The 21,267-nt window shown below is 65.2% G+C and carries 13 protein-coding genes and 1 pseudogene; 6 read left to right on the plus strand and 8 right to left on the minus strand.

Annotated elements, in window-relative coordinates; translation table 11 throughout:
- The first annotated feature begins 62 nt into the window (after positions 1 to 62).
- Entirely contained in the window at positions 63 to 4,610 is a 4,548-nt protein-coding gene (locus tag BVU17_04490; protein ID AUG46812.1) for a glutamate synthase large subunit, read from the plus strand.
- 188 nt (positions 4,611 to 4,798) lie between these two features.
- Positions 4,799 to 5,770: a membrane protease subunit, stomatin/prohibitin gene (locus tag BVU17_04495; protein ID AUG46813.1), complete on the plus strand. Its 972-nt coding sequence runs from the start codon at positions 4,799 to 4,801 to the stop codon at positions 5,768 to 5,770.
- Between the two features lie 124 nt (positions 5,771 to 5,894).
- On the opposite strand, the gene BVU17_04500 is transcribed toward BVU17_04495, so the two are convergent.
- Complete coding sequence (locus BVU17_04500) at positions 5,895 to 6,425, minus strand: type IV pilin (GenBank protein ID AUG48836.1); 531 nt, start codon at positions 6,423 to 6,425, stop codon at positions 5,895 to 5,897.
- 246 nt (positions 6,426 to 6,671) lie between these two features.
- Here BVU17_04500 and BVU17_04505 point away from each other — a divergent pair, with 246 nt between their 5' ends.
- Positions 6,672 to 7,655, plus strand: a complete 984-nt coding sequence (locus BVU17_04505) for an epimerase (protein ID AUG46814.1) — start codon at positions 6,672 to 6,674, stop codon at positions 7,653 to 7,655.
- Here the strand turns inward: BVU17_04505 and BVU17_04510 are convergent.
- Positions 7,633 to 8,533, minus strand: a pseudogene (locus BVU17_04510) (transcriptional regulator). The gene BVU17_04505 and the pseudogene BVU17_04510 sit on opposite strands and share 23 nt — an antisense overlap.
- A 155-nt stretch (positions 8,534 to 8,688) precedes the next feature.
- Between BVU17_04510 and BVU17_04515 the strand changes: the two are divergent.
- Positions 8,689 to 9,747: an NAD(P)-dependent glycerol-1-phosphate dehydrogenase gene (locus tag BVU17_04515; GenBank protein AUG46815.1), complete on the plus strand. Its 1,059-nt coding sequence runs from the start codon at positions 8,689 to 8,691 to the stop codon at positions 9,745 to 9,747.
- On the opposite strand, the gene BVU17_04520 is transcribed toward BVU17_04515, so the two are convergent.
- From BVU17_04520 to BVU17_04530, 3 genes are all read right to left on the minus strand, one after another.
- A complete protein-coding gene (locus BVU17_04520) occupies positions 9,744 to 10,262 on the minus strand; it encodes a hypothetical protein (GenBank protein ID AUG46816.1) in 519 nt (172 codons plus the stop codon). The genes BVU17_04515 and BVU17_04520 overlap by 4 nt on opposite strands.
- Positions 10,263 to 10,372: 110 nt before the next feature.
- Positions 10,373 to 12,184, minus strand: coding sequence for a S9 family peptidase (locus tag BVU17_04525; protein ID AUG46817.1), 1,812 nt, complete (start codon positions 12,182 to 12,184; stop codon positions 10,373 to 10,375).
- A 74-nt stretch (positions 12,185 to 12,258) separates the two neighbouring features.
- Positions 12,259 to 14,043: a hypothetical protein gene (locus BVU17_04530; GenBank protein ID AUG46818.1), complete on the minus strand. Its 1,785-nt coding sequence runs from the start codon at positions 14,041 to 14,043 to the stop codon at positions 12,259 to 12,261.
- A 128-nt stretch (positions 14,044 to 14,171) separates the two neighbouring features.
- Here BVU17_04530 and BVU17_04535 point away from each other — a divergent pair, with 128 nt between their 5' ends.
- Positions 14,172 to 15,230, plus strand: a complete 1,059-nt coding sequence (locus BVU17_04535) for a glycosyl transferase family 1 (GenBank protein AUG46819.1) — start codon at positions 14,172 to 14,174, stop codon at positions 15,228 to 15,230.
- A gap of 48 nt (positions 15,231 to 15,278) precedes the next feature.
- Here BVU17_04535 and BVU17_04540 read toward each other — a convergent pair whose 3' ends face one another.
- Entirely contained in the window at positions 15,279 to 17,018 is a 1,740-nt protein-coding gene (locus BVU17_04540; GenBank protein ID AUG46820.1) for a sodium:proton antiporter, read from the minus strand.
- A 102-nt stretch (positions 17,019 to 17,120) separates the two neighbouring features.
- Between BVU17_04540 and BVU17_04545 the strand changes: the two genes are divergently transcribed.
- Positions 17,121 to 18,986 (plus strand): helicase, encoded by a 1,866-nt coding sequence (locus BVU17_04545; GenBank protein ID AUG46821.1) that lies wholly within the window; start codon positions 17,121 to 17,123, stop codon positions 18,984 to 18,986.
- A gap of 12 nt (positions 18,987 to 18,998) precedes the next feature.
- On the opposite strand, the gene BVU17_04550 is transcribed toward BVU17_04545, so the two are convergent.
- Entirely contained in the window at positions 18,999 to 19,607 is a 609-nt protein-coding gene (locus BVU17_04550; GenBank protein AUG46822.1) for a methyltransferase type 11, read from the minus strand.
- 82 nt (positions 19,608 to 19,689) lie between these two features.
- Positions 19,690 to 21,198, minus strand: a complete 1,509-nt coding sequence (locus BVU17_04555; GenBank protein ID AUG46823.1) for a methyl-accepting chemotaxis protein — start codon at positions 21,196 to 21,198, stop codon at positions 19,690 to 19,692.
- Between the last annotated feature and the right edge of the window lie 69 nt (positions 21,199 to 21,267).

Genomic DNA, 21,267 nt, shown 5'->3' on the forward strand with positions numbered 1-21,267 from the left:
TTAAACAACACTAATACCATTAGGATTACCCTCTTATAGTGGCATCCCCAGTCGTGAAACACATGGTTGAGCGACAGACAGGTCTCTCTGCAGGCGACGCCGGGCTTGCAGATCCCACGGACGAACGGTCGAACTGTGGTGTCGGGGTCGTCATGGACCTCGACGGCGACAGCGACCACTGGGTTGTATCGGACGGACTCGAACTCCTCGACAACCTCGAACATCGAGGGACAACAGGGGCCGAGCAAGATACGGGCGACGGGGCGGGCATCATGCTCCAGATTCCACACGAGTTTTTCACTGCCGAAGTCGACGCCGACCTGCCGCCCGCTGGCGAGTACGCCGTTGGCACGCTCTTTCTCCCGCAGGACGACGAAGTCGCCGACAGTCTGAAAGACCTCGTTGAGACGGAACTCGCCGCTGAGGGTCTCGATGTCATTGACTGGCGCGACGTTCCCACGGACAACAGCGACCTCGGCGCGACGGCGCTTGAATCCGAGCCGGACATCGTCCAGTTCTTCGTCACCTCCGCGACGGGCAAGACCGGCGACGCCTTCGAGAACCAGCTGTACGTCGGCCGCCGGGCGCTCGAAAACACTGTCGAGGAAGAGAAACCGGCGGGCCACGAGCGGTTCTACGTCGTCTCCCTCGCCACCGACGTCGTCGTCTACAAGGGCCTGCTCAAGGCCGAACAGCTCGAAGACTATTACCCTGACCTCGAAGACGAGCGGATGCAGTCGACGTTTGCGATGGTCCACGCCCGGTTCTCGACGAACACGCTGGGCGCGTGGCATCTCGCGCACCCGTATCGGCGCGTCATCCACAACGGCGAGTTCAACACGATTCAGGGGAACATCAACTGGATGCGCGCTCGGGAGACTGACATCCAGAGCGACGAGTTCGAGGGCGACTTAGAGAAGATCAAGCCCATCATCGACGACCCCGAGCAGTCAGACACCGCGAGCGTCGACAACGCGCTCGAACTCCTGCTTCAGGGCGGCCGCGACCTCCCCCACGCTCTGCGGATGCTCATCCCCGAAGCTTGGCGCGGCGAGATGAACGACGTGACCGGCGACCGGCGCGACTTCTACGACTACCACGCCTCGCTGGTCGAGCCGTGGGACGGCCCGGCGCTCGTCGCCGCGACCGACGGCGACCGTATCGGTGCGGTGCTAGACCGGAACGGCCTCCGCCCCTGCCGTTACGACGTACTTGAGGACAATACGCTCGTGATGTCCTCGGAAGCCGGCGCGCTGGAACACGACGCCAGCGAGATTCAAGAGCGCGGCCGCCTCCAGCCGGGCCAGTGCTTCCTCGCCGACCCCGAGGAGGGACGGGTCATCCCCGACGCGGAAGTCTTCGACGACATCACCGACGACAAGTACGGCGAGTGGGTCGCCCAGGAGCAGGTCGACATCGACGACGTGGCCGACCGCGAGGACAACGCGCCCCGGAATCCATCGGACGCGCTCCGGAGCCACCAGGCGATGTACGGCTACACCTACGACGAGGTCGACCACCTCATCGAGCCGATGGCCGAGAAGGGCAAAGACCCCGTCGGCTCCATGGGCGATGACACGCCGCTATCGGTGCTGTCGCAGTTCAACCGCCCGCTTTTCACCTACTTCAAGCAGCTGTTCGCCCAGGTGACGAATCCGCCGCTTGACTACATCCGCGAGGAACTCGTCACCTCACTGGAGTCTCGCCTGGGCCATCAGCGAAACATCCTCGACGAGAGCCAGGACCACGCCCGCCAGCTTGTCCTGGACTCGCCGATCCTCACCGACGAGGAGACGGCGTGCATCAAGGACCTGGACGAAAACGGCATGTCCACGAAGGTCATCGACATCACCTACGAGAAGGGCGGTGACCTCCGCCAGGCCGTCGAGGACGTGCGGGCCGAGGCCGACGCCGCCGCCAAGGAGCACGACGTCCTCGTGCTCTCCGACCGTGGCGCGGACGAGGACCGCGTGCCGATACCGAGCCTGCTGGCAGTCGGTGGCGTCCACCACCACCTCGTCCGCAACGGCCTCCGCAACCACGTCGGGCTCGTCGTCGAGTCCGGCGACCCGCGAGCCGTCCACCACTTTGCGACGCTCATCGGCTACGGGGCCGGTGCCGTCAACCCCTACCTAGCCTACCAGACCATCGAGGACCTGGTGGCCGGCCCGGACGGCGCGGACCTCCCCGACGCCATCGACGCCTACATCACCGCCGTCGAGGACGGCCTCCTGAAGACGATGGCCAAGATGGGCATCTCCACGGTCGAGTCCTACCAGGGTGCCCAGATCTTCGAGGCCGTCGGCCTCTCTTCGGACTTCGTCGCCGAGTACTTCGAGGGGACGACCTGCCGGACCGAGGGCATCGGCATCGAGGAAATCGAGGACGACCTCACCCAGCGCCACGAGGTCGCCTGGAGCGAGGAGGAACCCGACATGCCCCGCCAGGGCGAGTACGAGTTCCGCTCGAACGGCATCCACCACCAGTGGAACCCCAACACGGTCGGCAAGATTCAGCAGGCCGTCCGGATGGGCGACTACGACACGTACAAGGAGTTCGCCGAGCTGGTTAACGACCAGAACGAGGAGCTCCAGACCCTGCGTGGGCTGCTCGAGTTCGATTCCGATCGCGAGTCCATCCCCATCGAGGACGTGGAACCGGTCGAAGACATCGTCGAGCGCTTCGAGACCGCGGCGATGTCGCTCGGGTCGCTGTCGCCCGAGATGCACGAGAACAACGCTATCGCAATGAACCGGCTCGGGGCCAACGCCAACACCGGCGAGGGCGGCGAGCCGCCCGAGCGGTTCGACACCGAGAAGGAGTGTACGACCAAGCAGGTCGCCTCCGGTCGCTTCGGCGTCACCTCGGATTACCTCGCGTCGGCCGACGAACTCCAGATCAAGATGGCACAGGGCTCGAAGCCCGGCGAGGGCGGCCACCTGCCCGGCAAGAAGGTCAACGAGATGATCGCCCACGTCCGGTACGCGACGCCGGGCGTCGGCCTTATTTCGCCGCCGCCGTTGCACGACATCTACTCCATCGAAGACCTGAAACAGCTCATCCACGACCTCAAGGCCTCGAACCCGGAGGCGGACATCAACGTCAAACTGGTCTCCGAGGACGGCATCGGGACCATCGCGGCCGGCGTCGCCAAGGCCAACGCCGACGTGGTCCACATCTCGGGCCACGACGGCGGCACCGGCGCGTCGCCCAAGACCTCCATCAAGAACGCCGGCCTCCCGTGGGAACTCGGCGTCTCGGAGGCCAACCAGATGCTCCGGGCCACCGGCCTGCGCTCGCGCATCAAGGTGACCACCGACGGCGGCATGAAGACCGGCCGCGACGTGGCCGTCGCCGCCCTGCTCGGTGCCGAGGGGTACACCTTCGGGACCGCCTCGATGGTCACCTCCGGCTGCGTGATGGCCCGGCAGTGCCACGAGAACACCTGTCCAGTCGGCATCGCCACCCAGAACGAGAACCTCCGCGAGCGGTTCCCCGGCGAGCCACAGCACGTCATCAACTACATGACGTTCGTGGCCCAGGAACTCCGGGAGATCATGGCCGAACTCGGCTTCGAGACGATCGACGAGATGATCGGTCGGCCGGGCGTGCTGGCACAGCGCGACGACGTGTCCCAGCCGAAGGCCCAGAAGCTCGACCTCTCGTCTGTCATCGCAGAGCCGGCCGACAACGACGGCCGCTACAAGCAACGCGAGCAGACCCACGAGGTCGACGAGCAACTCGACTGGGACCTCATCGACGCCGCCGAGGACGCCATCTACCAGGGCGACCCGGTCGCCATCGACGCCGACATCACCAACGTCGACCGCGCGGTCGGGGCGACGCTCTCGAACCGCATCTCCCGCGAGCACGCAAGCGACGGCCTCGCGGACGACACCATCCGGGTCGACTTCGACGGCACGGCCGGCCAGTCCTTCGGCGCGTTCCTCGCACAGGGCGTGACGATGGAGCTGACCGGGACGGCCAACGACTACGTCGGCAAGGGGCTCTCTGGCGGGAAGCTCGTTCTGAAAACGCCGGACAACGCTCCCTTCGACCCGACCGAGAACATCGTCATCGGCAACGTCGCGCTGTACGGCGCGACCCAGGGCGAGGCCTACGTCAACGGGATGGCCGGCGAGCGCTTCGCCGTCCGCAACTCCGGGGTCAAAGGCGTCGTCGAGGGCGTCGGCGACCACGGCTGTGAGTACATGACTGGCGGTGCCATCGTCGTGCTGGGCGAGACGGGCAAGAACTTCGCGGCCGGCATGTCCGGCGGCGTCGCCTACGTTTACGACCCCAACGGCGAGTTCGAAACGAAGGCAAACACCGGTATGGTGTCCCTGTCCGACACGCTGGAGGGTAAGGACCGCCAGATGATTACCCGACTCGTCGAAAACCACGCCGCCTACACCGACTCAGACCGAGCGGCGGAACTGCTTGAGGACTGGGACGCCGAACTGGAGAACTTCACGAAGGTGATGCCCGACGCCTACGCCGAGGTCATCAGCGACCGTGAGCGAGACGACGTGCGCAACGAACCGCCGGCCAAGGCCGCGCCGAGCGCTGAAGCCGCTGAGGCTGACTTCATCGCCTCCACCGACGACTGAAGCGCCGCCGGTCGGCACTTTCGTCCACGCAGTCGCCATCGCTACTTTTCTTGTGATCGCGTTTCGAAGGAGCTCCAGCAGCCGCGATGTGAGGCCGTGGCACGCAACCGCTGGCTCTATAGCTGTCGGGCCAAAGTGCTGGACATGGTCCCCGTACAACCACCCGCCGTATCACATCGGAGCACAGCATGAGTGACATCCCCGGTCCCGATCCCGATTCCGGGTCGGACATCGATGTCGACGTCGGCCGCGGCCTCCGAATCGCCGCCAGTGTCGTTGTCGCCCTCGCCGTCGTAACGGCGCTGTTTGGCGGCTATCACCAGGTTCCCGAAGGCCACGTCGGCGTCCAGAAATCGTTCGGTGCGGTAACCGGCGCTGAACTCCAGCCGGGCGCACACATTATTGTGCCTGTCAAGGACACCGTCCAGGACGTGGAGATCCGGCCACGGACCTACACCATGGCCAACACCGAGGGCGAAGGCGACAGAGCGGCACAATCCGACGCCGTGACGGTCCAGACGATCAACGGAACGACGGTCGATATCGACATCACTGTCCGGTACAAGGTGGACGAAGCAGACGCGTCAGGGTTCGTTATTCAGTGGCGGACCGTCGAACAGGCAGAAGAACGACTTATCCGACCGTCCGTCCGGTCGCAACTCCGCGACGAGGCTGCCGGTATCCAGACAAGTGAGATATACACCAGCAGCGGCCGCGAGCGGCTTGGCGAGGCAGCACAGCAGAAACTTAAATCTGCGTTCGAGGGCGAAGCGCTCGTCCTCGAAGAGGTGCAGGTCCGTGACGTCGACCTCCCGGACTCGTACGATCAGGCGCTCAACGACAAAGAAATTGCAAAGCAACGCGTCGAAGAGAAGAAATTCGAGATTCAACAGGCCGAACGCGAAAAGGAACGACAGGAGATTCGGGCCGAAGCCGACGCCCGGGTCATCGAAATCCGCGGTGAGGCGCTGCGGGACAATCCGGTCGTGCTGAAACAGCAGTACGTCCAGAGCATCGACGACTCGGATAAGGTCATTCTGGCGACTGACGACGAAGGGACACCGATCATCCTGCAGACTGGCAGGCACAGCGGTGGAAACACTTCCAGTGCCGATACTGGGTTCTCGACAAACGTGACGAACGCGACGGGCGGCAACTGACTGCAGACGCGAGGGTACGCCTCGTTTCGTATTTTATTTCGCTGTGTCACCTGTCGTAGAGGACGACCATCCGTGCACAGCATGGTAGCGATATCGGGACAGGCCGTGCAGAGTCCCTGCCGAATCAGGCCGTTAACTGCTGTCGAATAATAACCGCGTTTGACGGGGTGTGCACAACTCGGACGGTCACTGTGTCGCCCGGCCGCAAGTCACAGTCCCCGCCTGCGATCCGGAAAACGATCACGTCTCCGGGGCGGAACTCATCTGTGACCAGTGCCCCGGTAGTATCGGCACCGCGTTCCGTGAGCGAGCCAGTGCTCTCGTCGAAGATATCGTCGCCCTCGATATTGTCACCCTGTGGCCGATCGCCGGATTTCGCTGGGAGATTGACTAACCGCCCGTGCTTTTCAGTTCCGTCGCCGCCACAGTCAGCACTGACAGCCACTTCAATCTCCGAGACACGAATGACATCCCCGGCAACGTGTGTGATACGGACGATGCCTCCGCCGAACCCATCCTGTGGGGTAAACGCACCGTCGGATTGGCCGACCACGGGCGCTGTGTCATCCAACTTCTCTGCGAGGCCAAGCGTCGCCGCTGACAGCACTGCTGTGAGAACGACAGTGACCGCCACGAGGAGGATAACCGAAATCACCGAAGAGACAGCACGGGACTGATCTGTCACTGGGCCTGCTACTGTCTGGGTATACAAAAATATCCGCAACAGGAGCGCTACGAGATGTCGTCCTGAACCATACATGGCCGCCCCTCCCGCCCTGTTCTTCAGCGGGGCATCGGTCGTGATGTATCTCCAGCCAAACACTTGGCGTCAACTGTCGGACCCGCGGCAGACGCCCACGGTGAGCCACACTGTTTTGCGGATTCCGTCCGAGCACGGTGTATGGACAGTGTCCTCGTCATCGGCGGTGGGCGGTTCATCGGCCGGCACACAGTCACAGAGTTCCGAAACGCAGGCTACGACGTGACGATGCTCACCCGCGGCCAGCACCCGAACCCGTTCGCTGACACCGACGTCGCCCACATCGAGGGCGATCGAAACGACCGGGAGAGACTTGAAACCGCACGCGAGCGGGTCGACCCGGACGCTGTCGTCGACTGCGTCGCGTACTTCCCGCGCGACGTGCGAGAAGCGACCGACGTGTTCGCCGACGCCGAGGCGTACGTCTACGTCTCCAGCGGCGCGGCCTACGGCGTCGAGCGGACGCCCAAGCGGGAGGGCGAGACGCCGCTCGCGGGCTGTACCGACGCGCAGGCGACGACCGACAGCCGCGAGACTTACGGCCCGCGGAAAGCCGAGGGTGACCGCGAGGTATTCGCCGCCGCGGCCGACGGCGTGCGGGCGATGAGCGTCCGGCCGACCGTGGTGTACGGCCCCCACGACTACACCGAACGGTTCGCCTACTGGGTGGACCGCGTGGCCGAGTACGACCGAATCGTCGTCCCGAGCGACGGGCTCAGTCTCTGGCAGATGGCCTACGTCGAGGACGTGGCAAGTGCGCTCCGCCTCGTCGCGGAACGAGGGACGGCCGGCGAGGCGTACAACGTCGGCGACGAGCACGCGCCGACGCTCCGTGAGTGGGTCGACCTGCTCGCCGGCGTACACGAGACGGACGTTGAGACAATCGGCGTCGGCGAGCGTGAACTCGCGACCGCGGGGCTGGAGCCAGACGACTTCCCTATGTACCGCGATTCGCCGCATCTGCTATCGACGGCCAAGCTCCGCGACATAGGCTGGTCGTCGACGCCGCATGAGACGGCACTGGCCGTGACCGTCGCTGAACATCGGGAGAACGACCGAACCGGCCGCGAGTTCGGCCCTGACCGGGACACGGAGACTGCGCTCATCGACCGTCTGACCGAGTGACCGCTACGCTCGACGCAGCCGTCGTGTGCTTGACCTCGTAGTCCTCCAGGAACGCGCCGTAGCCGCCGACGGTGATGCGTTCGCGCCCGGTGTCGACGACCAGCGAGTTCTCGAAGCCGAAGTCGCTGTCGTGCGGCTCGGCGAGGTTCTGCCGGACATCGACGATCAAGCCGGTTATCACCCTGAAATCGGCGTCGGACCCCGTCGCCCGGGCGTAGAGGTCGGCGACGAGAGCGTCGCCGGCCCGGAGCGCGAGCGTGGTCGCGAACACGACGGGGCGGAACATGTCGTACCGGGCCGGGAGCGAGGGGGGCCGCGAGACCAGCACCTCCTCGCCGATGGGCCAGTAGTTGCCCAGGTAGGACCCGACGAGCACCGCCGCGACGGCCTCCTGTGTGAACGTTATCGCGTTCGTCTCGTCGTGGTCCCAGCTGGGCATCGTCGCCCGACAGGGTCAGGAGCACGAGGATGCCACGCTCGCGGGCACGGCGGAGCGTGTCGCGGATGTCGGGGAGCAGGTCGGCCGGGACCTGGAGCACGACCTCGCAGTCGGCGGCCTCGATGTGCCGTTTCAGGCGCTTGATGATGGTTGGTCTGGACTTGCTGACCTCGAAAGAGTGGTCGCCGGGCGAGCCGTCCTCGTACCGGGTCTGGACTGCTGTTTCGAGCGTGTCGAGTTCGCGTTTCAGCGCGTCGAAGGCCTCGAAGGAGCTAATCGCCACCTGCGTCATCTGGCCCGCCTTCTGTCCCAGCGTGAGGTCGTCGACGAGCGACCCGATGTCCGGTTGCGCCGCGGCGGTGCCAACACCCGCGCCGGTCGCGGCCGCCGCGCCGGCTACCCCGGTCGCCTTCAGAAATGTCCGTCGAGACGCCCGCATGCCGTCGTCAGTCGTGCCACTCCCATGACAACCCTACCCAAACCCCGACCTTAATAATCGTTTTCGGAAAGCTGGTGTGTGATAGTTGTCAAAACGTTTGCCGGAACATCCCACGCACCTAAACTGTTTTCACGCGTGCCCGGGGACAGGCAACCATGTTCGAGAAACGTACCTGGATTCGCCTGCCCCGGAACGTCGTGGTCGGGCACGGTGTCCTCGGCCGGACAATCGAGGCCGTGAGCGAGCTTCACCTGACCGGCCGGCCGCTCGTCGTCTCCAGTCCGACGCCACACGAGGTCGCTGGCAAGCGGGTCGTCGAACAGTTCGAGGACGCGGGGTACGACCCCTCGGAAATTGTTATTGAGGAGGCCAGTTTCGACGCTGTGCAGCAGGTTATCGACCACGCGTCGGAGATTGACGCGGGCTTCCTGCTGGGGGTCGGCGGTGGGAAAGCCATCGACATCACGAAGATGGCGGCCGACGACCTCGGGCTGGGGTTCGTCTCGGTCCCGACGGCCGCGAGTCACGACGGCATCGTCTCCGGCCGCGGCTCAGTCCCCGAGGGCGATACGCGCCACAGCGTCGCCGCCGAACCGCCACTGGCCGTCATCGCCGATACAGAGGTGCTGGCGGAGGCTCCCTGGCGGCTGACCACCGCCGGCTGTGCCGATATCATTTCGAACTACACCGCCGTCCGGGACTGGCAGCTCGCCCACCGGCTCAAGAACGTCCCCTACTCCGAGTACGCCGGCGCGCTCTCACAGATGACCGCCGAGATGCTCGTCGAGAGCGCCGATTCGATAAAAAAGGGCCTAGAGGAGTCGTCCTGGATTGTCGTGAAGGCGCTCGTCTCCTCCGGCGTTGCCATGTCCATCGCCGGCTCCTCGCGCCCGGCCAGCGGCGCAGAGCACCTGTTTTCCCACCAGCTGGACCGGCTCGTCCCCGACGGTGCGCTCCACGGCCACCAGGTCGGCGTCGGCTCCATCATGACCGAGTACCTCCACAGCGGCCAGAAGGGGAAGTGGAAAGACGCCAGGGACGCCCTGGCCGCCATCGGCGCGCCGACGACCGCGGACGAACTCGGCATCGACGACGAGACGGTCATCGAGGCGCTGACGACGGCCCACCAGATACGCGACCGCTACACGGTGCTCGGCGACGGGATGAGCGAAGAAGCGGCGATAGAAGCGGCGACGGTCACCGGCGTTATCTAAACCAGTTCTGCGACCGCGACGTCGCTGGCGTCGTCCCATCGAATCGACGCTTCTGTCTCGTCGACCGCCTCGGTACCATCGCCGTCGTTGAGCGCAGCACCGTTGATTTCGGCGTCGAACACGATACTGAGTCGGTACACCGTCTCGGCGTTCGAGTCCGACTCGTTTCGCACGCCGCAGATGGTCGCCCGAACCGCGTCCCGAACCGTACACTCGACGCCGGCGGTTTCGGTGACGACCCGCCTGACCGCTGCCGCCGGCCGCTCGGCCCCCTGTGTCTGGCCCTTGGGGACTTCCCAGGATCCGTCAGTGTCCCTCAGCAACACGTCACCCGACTCGTTGTGGACGAACGCGTGGACGTCCACCTGCCCCTCTCGTGAGCGCTCGACAGCACGCTGGTACGCTTCCCCACCCACCGAAAAGGTGGTCTGGTCCACCGGTGTCGAGCCGAACTCCTGTTCGAGGCGGGCGAGGCGCTCTTGGACCCGCGCTCGCGAGCGCTCGGCTATCTCCATACGAAACGCTGCTTCGGCAGCATCATAAAGCCGCCTGAACGTTTTCGTCGCTTGAAACGCCCTTTTAAAAACGCCGTGCCGTCGCCGTCGCCGGGTTTCTGTCGTAACGCTCAGACGTGGTCGTCGAGGAATTCGACGACGGCGGTGTACGCTTCGATTCGGTTCTGGCGTTTGCTGATGCCGTGGCCTTCGTCGTCGAAGACGAGTTTCTCCACGGGAACGCCCCGCTCGGCGGCCTGCTCGGCGATCTGTTCGGCCTCGCTGACCGGGACGCGCGGGTCGTTTGCCCCATGGAGGACGAACAGGGGCGCGTCGATGCGGTCGACGTTGTTGATCGGCGAGATGGATTCGAGGAACTCCCGATCCGTCTCGAGAGACCCGTATTCGGCCTCACGGAGTTCCCGCCGCCAGTCGCCGGTGTTCTCCAGAAACGTCACGAAGTTGGCGATGCCGACCACGTCGACGCCGGCCGCCCAGAGGTCCGGGTACTCGGTCAGCGCCGCAAGCACCATGAACCCACCGTAGGACCCGCCCATCGCCACAATTTTGTCGGGGTCGACGGCCGGCTGGTCGTGGAGCCAGTCGACGCCGGCCCGCAGGTCTTTCACCGAGTCCATCCGTTTTTCCACGTCGTCGAGGTGCGTGTAGGCCTTCCCGTAGCCGGTCGACCCCCGGACGTTGGGCTCGAAGACGGCGTAGCCCCGCGAGAGGAAGTACTGGGTCAGGCCCGAGAACGACGGGCGGCGCTGGCTCTCCGGGCCGCCGTGGATGTCGACAATGACTGGGGTGTCTCCGCCAGCCCCGGTCCCGCCGGCTGCACCGTCCGGCAGCGAGAACAGCGCCGGAATCTCTCGCCCGTCGAAGGATTCGAACCGGACGACGTCTGGCTCGATGAACGTCTCACGCGGGATGCCGGCCGTCGAGGCGGCCGTCCACTGCTCGCTCTCGCCGGTCTCGGCCTCCACGACGAACACGTTAGTGTTGACCGTCCGCCCGGTGACGCTGACGGCGAACCGTTCGGCATCGGGTCCCCAGGAGACGCCGCCGGCCAGCCCGCCCGGCAGGTCCGGCGTCGGGAACGTCTCGACCGTGGTCGGCCCCGTCAGTTCGCCGACGGTGAGTTGGTTGAAGCCGTCGACGTTGCGTGAGCACACGAGGCGACCGCTGTCTTTGTCCAGTGCGACGCCGTCGATGTTCCACTGGTCGTCCGAGCGCACGATGTCGAGGTCACCCTCAAGCGAGAGGCGGGCGAGTTCGAGCGTGTCGCTCTCGGCATCGGTGACGAGATACACCGCCTCGCCGTCTGGTCCCCACGACGCGCTCGTGTAGCGGACCGTCCCCTCGTGTGGCGTGAGGTGCGTGAGGCTCTCGCTGTCGATGTCTAGCACGTAGATGTCCTGGTCGAAACTGGAGTGGGCTTCGCTGACTAACAGTCGCTCGCCGTCGGGCGAGAACCCGCCCACGGAGAGCCAGCCGTCGCCCTCCCAGACCCGCTCCGCGTCGCCGCCGGTCGCGTCGCGGTCCTGGACGTAGATGTCGAAGACGGACTCGTCGCGGCGGTTCGAGGCGAAGGCAAACTGCTCGCCGTCCGGCGACCAGCCGCCCCAGCGGTGTTTCGCGTCGGGCATCCCGGTGAGTTCGTGGACGCGCCCGTCGTCGTCCAGACGGTACAGCTGGGCCCGCTCGTTGCCGCCCTCGTCCATGCCGAAGACGAGTTCCTGGCGCTCGGGCGAGTAGTCGACGAAGCTCACGGTGTCGTCGTAGAACGTCAACTGTTCGGGCCAGCCGCGGGGCTCCGACAGCGACCAGAGCTGGGCGACGCCGGTCGTGTTCATCAGGAAGGCGAGCGTTCCGTCCGGCGCGAACGAACTGCCGTAGGCGCTCCGGACGTTCAGATAGCGAGAGAGGTCGTACGCGGTCACACCGGGAGGGAGGGTAGCGACCGGCAAAACCCTTTGTGGCGGCCGTGGTCTGATTCAGCGGAACGCGGCGGCTGTTATCCAGAGAGTCGCTTGAGTGGCTCCTCACCCTGCCAGCGGGCGTACGCGTACGAGGCGACGAGGAGGATGCCACCCAGTACGAGGAACGAGAGGGTCCGGGCGAGCGTATCGAGCCCCTGCGTGTCGTAGAGGAACACCTTGGTCGTCACCAGGCCGAGGACGACGACGCCCCGGAGCCGACGACTGCGGTCGTCCAGCGCGAGGCCAACCCCGACGAACGCGAGCCCCAGGACGGCCCACGCAACCGACAGCCCCGCCCCCGAAAGCTCCAGTCCCAGAAGCACCACCGCGAGCCCGGTCGCCGTCCAGGCGTACGGCGCAGCCACCGAGAGTTCGCGGTCAGTGCTTGGCACCGTCGCCGATACGCCGCCGAACCACCGACCGAGCGCGTAGAAGACCGCGATTCCCAGCAGGTATGCGGCTGGTCGCCCCATCGCGGTCGCCAGCGGGTCCGCGAGCGAGAACGGCGGTAATTCGGTCGCGTCCACGGCGAGCAGTTTGGCGACGGTCCCGACGGCAACGAGGTGCCCGCCGAGCCGAACCGCTCTCGCGTCGCGGCGGGACCCGACTGTCAGCGCTCCACAGAGCAGGCCGAGAAGCCCGGCGGTCGCGAGGAACGGGTCGGCCGCGAGGACGACGCTGACGGCGAGTAGCACGACGGCCAGCACCCCAGCCACGCTGTCTTGCTGTCCGAGGCGTGACTCCGTGACGGCGTAGACGCCGCCGAGGGCGAGTCCGACTGCGCCGACAGCCACCCCGTCTGGCGCTGTCGGGATGAGCCGACGAACGACGTCTTCCAGCAGGATTACGGCGAACACGGCGTTGAGCCCGGTCGTTGCCTCCACCAGTCGGCGGTGCCATCGGTCCGTTCGGTCGCTCGCACGGAGCACGTACACACCAGCGGCGTAGACGGCGAACGTCGCGACGAGAACAGCGGTGGCGACTGCCTCTGGCGGCTCCAGCCGCTCCAGCCACGCGAGGTGGAGCACGTAGGCCGGGAGGACGCTGCCGAGGACGAGCCGGCTCCACGGCCGGACGACGGCGATGGTCACCAGCCCGGCCGTGAGAAGCACGACGTAGGCCGGCGAGACGACGAAGGATGCGGCGTCGAGTCCGACGTAGGCCGTGACGTATCCCAGCAGGAACGCCTCACCGGCGACAGCCGGTGCGTGGTCCCGCACCGAGACAACCGCTGTGGCGGCCACGAGAGCTGTCAGAACCAGCAGAACCACCCACAGCGGCGCTCCGATGGCGGCTCGATACGACTCGAAACCGTAGGCCGCGTAGACGCTGAAATACGCGATGGCGAGGCCGGTCCCCGCGACGAGCCGACCCCATCGGCCGTAGCCCTGCCGCTCGGCGGCGTATCGACCGCCTGCGAGCAGTATGAGCCCGCCTGCTGTGCCGGTGAGCACACGCCCGAGCGGGCCGAGGTAGCCCGCTTCGATGGCCAGACGAATGAAGAAGACAACGCCGACCACCAGCGCGAGCCCGCCGACCCCGCCGAGCCACTTCATCCCGATGTCGCGCTCCCAGTTCCGCTCGTCGACAGGCGCGTCGCTGACGGCTGTCTCGCCGGTCTCTGGCGCTGTCCCCGAATTTTCTGTGGGCTCCGATCCGGGAGCCGCTGTGTCCGCTTCAGTGGTTGCAGTTTCGTCCCCGACAGACGGAGGCGGGTCGGTGTCCAGTTTCGATTCCAGGGCGGTGATGCGTGTCTGGAGGGCATCGACCTCGGCGCGGAGGTCCCGTACTTCCGCTTCGAGGTCGTCATCATCGCTCATACACTGACACGTTGCAGAGTCGCTGTAATAAACATCCAGTCGAACGACAGTTCCGACGGCTAATCCGCCATCTGTCGTCGTCAACCGCGAACGGGTGGATTTTTGAGCGGCCACGTTGTCGCTCCTGTATGCGTGTCGCGGTCGTCGCCATGGAGACGAGTCAGTACCGGGACACAGTGGGCCGGATCCGGCTAGAGCGGGTGGCTACCGAACTCGCCGCTGCCGGCCACGACGTGACAGTGTTCTGTTCGCAGTGGTGGTCGGGATTCGATAATCAGCGCGAGCGCGACGGCGTCACCTACCGTGCCGTCACCGTCTCGCCGACCACCCCCTCCTTCTGTGTCCGCCTGCCGGTCATGCTCGCCCGGTTCCGTCCAGATGTCGTCCACGTCCACCCGACGCCGTCGTCGGTCGCACTCGCGGCCAAGGCCGGTGCAACGCTGTCTCGCGCGCCGCTTCTCACGGAGTGGTATGGGGACGAGGACGTGCCCGAGAGCCGCCGGGCCGACCTCGCGCTCCGCGCGTCGGATTGCCTCGTCACACCGTCCGAACTCGTCCGCACGCGAGTCCGCGAGCGGGGAGCGACGGCGGACCAGACCACGATTCTCCCACAGAGCATCGACATGGACCTCGTTAGAGAGACCGATGCCGGCGAGGAGATCGACGTGGTGTACGCCCACCGACTGGACGGCAGCGCGAACGTCGAGTCGCTGCTGCTCGGGCTGGCGGAACTCAGACAGAAGGGCTGGTCGGCGACGATCATCGGCGACGGCCCCGAGCGAGCGTACTACGAACAGGAGGCCGCCGACCTCCGCATCGACGACCGCGTGACCTTCGTCGGTGCGTGCGACGTAGAGGAGCGCGTCTCGATTTACAAGGGCGCGCACGTGTTCGTCCAGACGGCGTTTCGCGAGTGTTTCGCTACCGACCTCCTCTGGGCGATGGCCTGTGGCTGTATCGGCATCGTGGAGTACCAGGCTGAGTCATCAGCCCACGAACTCATCGAGCAGCGCAACCGTGCGTTCCGAGTGACGAACCCGCAGGAAATCGCCGACAAAATCGCTGAATCAGCCGGATTCGAGCGCCGGACGGTCGACGAATCCTGTGCCGAGTTCGACCACGCGCAGGTCCGAGCAGAGTATGAGGACCTCTACGAGAAGCAAATCGAAGATACCGGTCTTTTCTAATCGGAACGTCGCTCAGACGCGCTGGCGACGTGGACAAATTGCCGCCAGTCAGTACGGGATGACGCGGAACCCTTCGGGAAGCACCAGCCCGAACACGAGGAACAACACGGCCGCGATACCAGCCGCGATGAGGGCATAGGGTGCTTGACTTCTGACGTGAACCATGTGGTCGCTTCCGCTCGTCGACGACGCCAGCACGGTCGTGTCGCTGATGGGTGAGGTATGGTCGCCGAAGATGCCGCCGCTGAACACCGCGCCGAGGACGAGCGGGAGGTTCGCACCCGTCGAGAACGCCAGCGGGATGGCGATGGGGAACATGATCCCGTAGGTCGACCACGACGACCCGTCTGAGAAGCTGACAAACGAGGTTACGAGGAAGACACCGACCGGAATGACAAACGCAGGCACGCCGCCGAAGACGTTCGTCACGAACGACGAGATGCCCAGTATCGTCACCGCGTTCTGGATGGAACTGGCGAACATCAGGATGACAGCCGCGAGGAGGATGCCTTTGAAGCCGACCATCATCGCATCGGTCGCGTCGTCGTTGGACGGGATGTCGCCCTTCCAGCGATACAGCAGGAAGGCGACGATGAGCGCGGAGAACGAGGCCAGACCGAGCTGGACGCCGCCGATGTTGAACGCCCACGGCCCGCTCGGCGGCGTGATTAGCTGCCAACTGCCGAGCTGGAGCAGTGTGGTCCCCATCCCTTCCTTCCCCTTGACGTAGATGACGGGGCTGGCTCGCCAGAACATCGCGCCGAGGCCGACGACAATCATCGTGAGGATCGGCCAGGCGAAGTTCCGCCAGTCCGGTGTGGCGGTTTCGGCCACCTCGTATTCGTCCATCTCTGCGGAAATCATCGGGTCTGCGTCGTCTCCGACGACCTTCCCTTCGCTTCTCGCCCGGGTCTCTTCGGTCCCCATCCCGTAGATGTTTGGCACGACCTGCCACGCGACAAGGCCAGCGAGGCCGAGCGCAATCCACGAGTAGAAGCCGGTAAACAGCGTGTTGAAAAACAGCGGCCAGACAGCCCCGGTCGCCGCAGTGACCTGCTCGCCGCCGGTGTTGACGAAGTTGGTCATGCCCGACGGGAGCGTCCCCTGCTGCTGTGCCTCGACGAGACCGCCACCGATGAAGCCGACCATCGCCGCGCCCCACGTCGAGTAGAACGCGAGCCGTGACGCTGGCGACCCCGCTGAGTCGACGTAGTAGGCCAGTTTAGCCCGCGAAACGTCGAACTTGTCGGTCAGCGGCCGCATCATCGAGCCGACCACGAGGCAGTTGAAGTAGTCGTCGATATGGATGGCGATACCGGCCAGGAAAGCGGCCTTCTCGGCGTCTGCGGCGGAGTCGGCCCGCGCCACCAGCGACTCCAGCACGCCCTGTATCGCCCCAGCTCGAATCATCAGTCCGATCAGCCCGCCGATGGCGAAGATGGCGAGGAGGACGTTCTTCACGTACCATTCCCCGAACAGCGGGGCCGTGGCGATGATTTCCGGCACGAGCTTCAGCCCGAAGATCGCTCCGAGTACGATGCCACCGACGCCGACTGTCCAGGGACTCCCGTCCTCGGCCTGTGGCTGGACGGTGGCCACCTCACCGCCAGCGGTGATCAGGTCCGACGGGACCCCGACAGCCTGGGGGTGTAATGCGCCGACCAGCACGCCTGTGATGACGATGCCCACGAACAGCCCGATAAGGGCGTCACGGGTGTACCAGGCGAGACCGATGGCGACGAGCGCAGGGACGATAGACCACGGTCCAGCCGCGATTCCCTCAACCATGCCGGCACGTCTAGGTGGCGCTATATTAAGGTATGTATTCGCAGCCGCGTCAGGGATTGTCCAGACGAAACCCGTTTGAGCGTCGGTCCCCTCCACTCGGTAGTGACAGTCGAGGAGCCAGCTGACCGAGACGACGACTCGGATGCCACCACGGAACTCGAACTCGACGCCGTCTACGACGCCATCGATGCTGTCGGCCGCCCACATCTGACGGCGACGGAGCTCTCCCGCAAAACGGATCTGACGCCCGACGAGGCGCGGGCGGCACTGGAGGGGATCGCCGACGACGGCGACATCGAGCGCCAGGACGTGTCCGAAGTCGAGTCTGTATGGTATCCGACGGACATCGCAGAAGTGACCGACCGCGAGCGCGTCGTCCTGTTTCCCGACCGCCGTGAAGTGGTGGTCGAACACCCCGACCAGTTCACGCGTGCGCAACTCTCGCAGTTCGCCCGACTGCAGGACACCAACCGCTCGGGCGGCTACGTGTACGAACTCCGCGAGGAGGACATCTGGGCTGCACCCCACGAGTCTCTGGAGGACCTGCTCGCGACGATGCGAGACGTGCTGGGCGAACGCTCGCCACACCTCGAAGAGTGGGTGACGAGCCAGTGGGAGCGCGCCCGGAAGTTCCGCCTGAAGACCCACGAGGACGGCTACGTCGTGCTCGAAGCCGAAAGCGACGATCTGATGGGCAACGTCGCCCGGCCGAAACTCGACGACGACCACCTCCGGGCCCCCATCTCCGACTCGGAGTCGTGGGTCAACGAGGACGCGACCGCCGAAATCAAGCGCACACTGTACGAGGCGGGCTATCCGGTTCGGGACGACCGCGACCTCGAAACGGGCGACGCTATCGAGATGGATCTGCGCCTGCGCCTGCGGGACTACCAGCAGGACTGGGTGGAGCGGTTCACCGAGCAGGGCTCGGGCGTGTTCGTCGGCCCGCCGGGGTCGGGCAAGACCGTCGCCGCGATGGGTGCGATGGCCGCTATTGGCGGCGAGACGCTAATTCTCGTCCCCTCGCGCGAACTCGCGACCCAGTGGCGCGACGAACTGGTCCGGCACACCTCGCTCACTGACGACGACATCGGCGAGTACCACGGCGGCGAGAAGTCCATCTGCCCGGTCACCATCGCCACCTACCGCACCGCCGGCATGGACCGCCACCGGAAACTGTTCGACCAGCGCAAGTGGGGGCTCATCGTCTACGACGAGGTCCACCACGTCCCCTCGCCCATCCACCGGCGGAGCGCGGACCTCCAGACCAAACACCGCCTGGGCCTGACCGCGACGCCGACCCGCGAGAGCGACGACGAGGAGGAGATATTCACGCTCGTCGGCCCGCCAATTGGGACCGACTGGGGCAAACTGTTCGACGAGGGGTACGTCTCCGAGCCGGAGGTCGAAATCCGCCTCGTGCCGTGGGGCAACGAGACCGAACAGTCAGAGTACAGTTCCACGTCGGGCCACGACCGCCGGCAGGCCGCCGCCAGCAACACCGGGAAGGTAGACGAGATTCGCTACGCGCTGGCCGAGAACCACGCCGCGAAGGCGCTGGTGTTCATCGAGTATCTCGATCAGGGTGAGGCCATCAGCGAGGCCATCGACGCACCATTTATCAGCGGTGAAACGCCACACGCTCGCCGAGAGAAGCTGTTTGACGAGTTCCGCCGGGGCGAACTCGACACGCTGGTCGTCTCCCGCGTCGGCGACGAGGGTATTGACCTGCCGGACGCCGAACTCGCCATCGTCGCCTCCGGGCTTGGCGGGTCCCGCCGCCAGGGCGCACAGCGGGCCGGTCGAACGATGCGCCCCGCCGGCGACGCCCGGATGGTCATTCTCGCGACGCGAGGGACGACTGAAGAGGACTTCGTCCGCCGGCAGATGCGCCACCTCGCTTCAAAGGGCATCCGCGTGACAGAGACGGAGGCCGAGGCCGTCGAGCCGCCGGCCGAGACGGAGTGAGCAGAGATGGGATTACGCTCGCGCCCGGAAAAACGCGAACACCCCACCGAGTTCGTCGTCGACGGTTTCGACACCGGTGACGGAGAAGCCGGCCTCAGTCAGTAGCTCGCGATTGCGACTGCGCCCGTAGAAGCTCCAGGCCATCTCGGTATCGGTCCCCAGCCAGTTCTCGTTGGTGCCCGCCCACTGTTCGTCGCCCAGCGCGGCCAGGAGTCGACCGCCCGGCTCGAGCACGCGTTCGAACTCGGCGAAGACGGCAGCGTGTTCCGCTCGCGGAACGTGGATGACCGCGTGCAGTGAGACGACCGCATCGAACGTGTCTGCTGGGAACGGCAGCGCTGCCAGGTCCCCCTGACAGAGCCGCGGTCCGGGGACCCGCTCGCGCGCCGTTCGTAGCTGCTCGCGAGAGATGTCCAGTCCGGTGACAGTGTGCTCGGCTGCGAGACTGTCCATCGCGGGCGTTCCGGCGCCACAGCCGGCATCGAGAACCCGGCTTTCGGCAGGCAGGCGATCCGCGAGGCTTGCGACCAGATCGCGCTCGCGACCCTCACCGTCACGCTCGGTCGCGTAGGTCGCGGCGATATCGTCGTAGCCCTCGCGGACGATGTCGCGTCGATTCATACGCGGTGCTCTCGACAGTCCGGAATAGCTCTTTGGGTGGTGTGGGAGCGGGTACAACCCGGGCACCACAACACTACGTGGCTCAGCGGGAATCGAAGTTGCGCCGTTCGGTGTCGAGTCGACGAGCGGTCTCGGCCACGTCCTGTATCTTCTCTGTCTGCCGTTCGTTCGTCGCTGCAAGGTCGTCGAGCTGTGCCGACATATCGTCGATACCGCTCGACAGCTCGTCGATCATGCTGGCGACTTCTTCTGTCGACGCCGCCTGGTCGTCGGTCGCCGCAGAGACCTCCTGAATGCCCTGTGACGCCTCGTTGACCGCCGAAACAATCTCTTCGAGCCGTTCAGCTGCCGTCTCGACCTGATCGATGCCCTCCGTCACCTGTTCGGTCACGGTTTCGAGGCTCTCGACGGCGTCGACGGTCTCGTCCTGAATCTCCGTGACGGTGTCTTCGATCCGGTTCGCGTGTTCCTGTGAATCCCCGGCGAGCGTCTTGATTTCGTCGGCGACGACGGCGAACCCATCGCCCGCCTCGCCGGCGCGTGCGGCTTCGATGGAGGCGTTCAGCGCGAGCATGTTCGTCTGGTCCGCGATGTCGTTTATCACTTCGACGATGTCATCGATTTCGTCGGCCTGCTCCTGTAAGCCCGCGATATCTTCCGAAACCGTATCGACGGCGTCGTCGACGTCGTTCATCATGGCCGCAGCCTGCTGTGCGGCTTCGTTCCCACGTGCAGCCTTCTGTTCAGCTGACGTGCTGGTACTCGCGACTTCCTCGGCGGTCGACGCAATCTCCTCGATGGTCGCGCTCATATCCGCGACCTCGCCCGCCACCTCGTCCATCGACTCGGATTGGGTCTCGGCTGTCGCAGTGATCTGCTTGTTCGTCTGAGCGACCGCCTCAGCGGAGGTGCTCAGTTCGTCGATGGGTTCCTGGAGCCCGCTCTCGACCTCCTCCATCAGCGCCTGCTGGTCATCGATTGCCGATTCGAGCCGCTGGCTGTACGAGTCGATGTAGGTGTCCATCGCGACCTGCTGGTCGAGATTGAGGAGTTTGAACACGGAGAGCGCCCGCGACTGCATTTCTTCGAGCGCTTCGTCCCGGGCAGCGTCGCCCGATTGCAGGTCCTCGACAATTGTCCGCAAGAAGTGCTCGAAATAGATGCTGTAGGCCCCGAGATAGATTTTCGGCCCGAGGTCGAGCATATCGTGAATCTTCCCGATACGGGCCCGGTTCTCGAAGTACTGTTTGTCGTAGCTCCCGGCGACGAGGTCCCGGAGGTACTGCGTCTGCGTGTTCTTGAGTTGGTCGACTGACTTGGTGGACCGCCCGAAGATCTCGACGGTTTCATCGTACGACTGGAGATGATCGTAGAAATCGTCGACGACAGATTCGGCCCGGGCGTTCGTCTCGTCCGCCATCGCGGTGAGATTGTCGACATCCGACTCGTCAAACCCAGTGAACTCCTTTCGCCAGCGTATCTCCCCGGCGTCCAGTCCGATACGGTCTGTCAGTGTCCCGCCATCGACGCCAGCCCTATCAGATTTAGTGATCCGTTTTCGAGAGCTTGTACTTTCGCTCTGAAATGCCATGGCGAGGAGTCAACCGACATAAGGGTTATATGTTCGCCCCTAATTCTCATCGTTGAGAAACATAAATAA

Origin of the sequence: Haloarcula taiwanensis, assembly GCA_002844335.1 — an archaeon.
Classification (GTDB): Archaea; Halobacteriota; Halobacteria; order Halobacteriales; family Haloarculaceae; genus Haloarcula; species Haloarcula taiwanensis.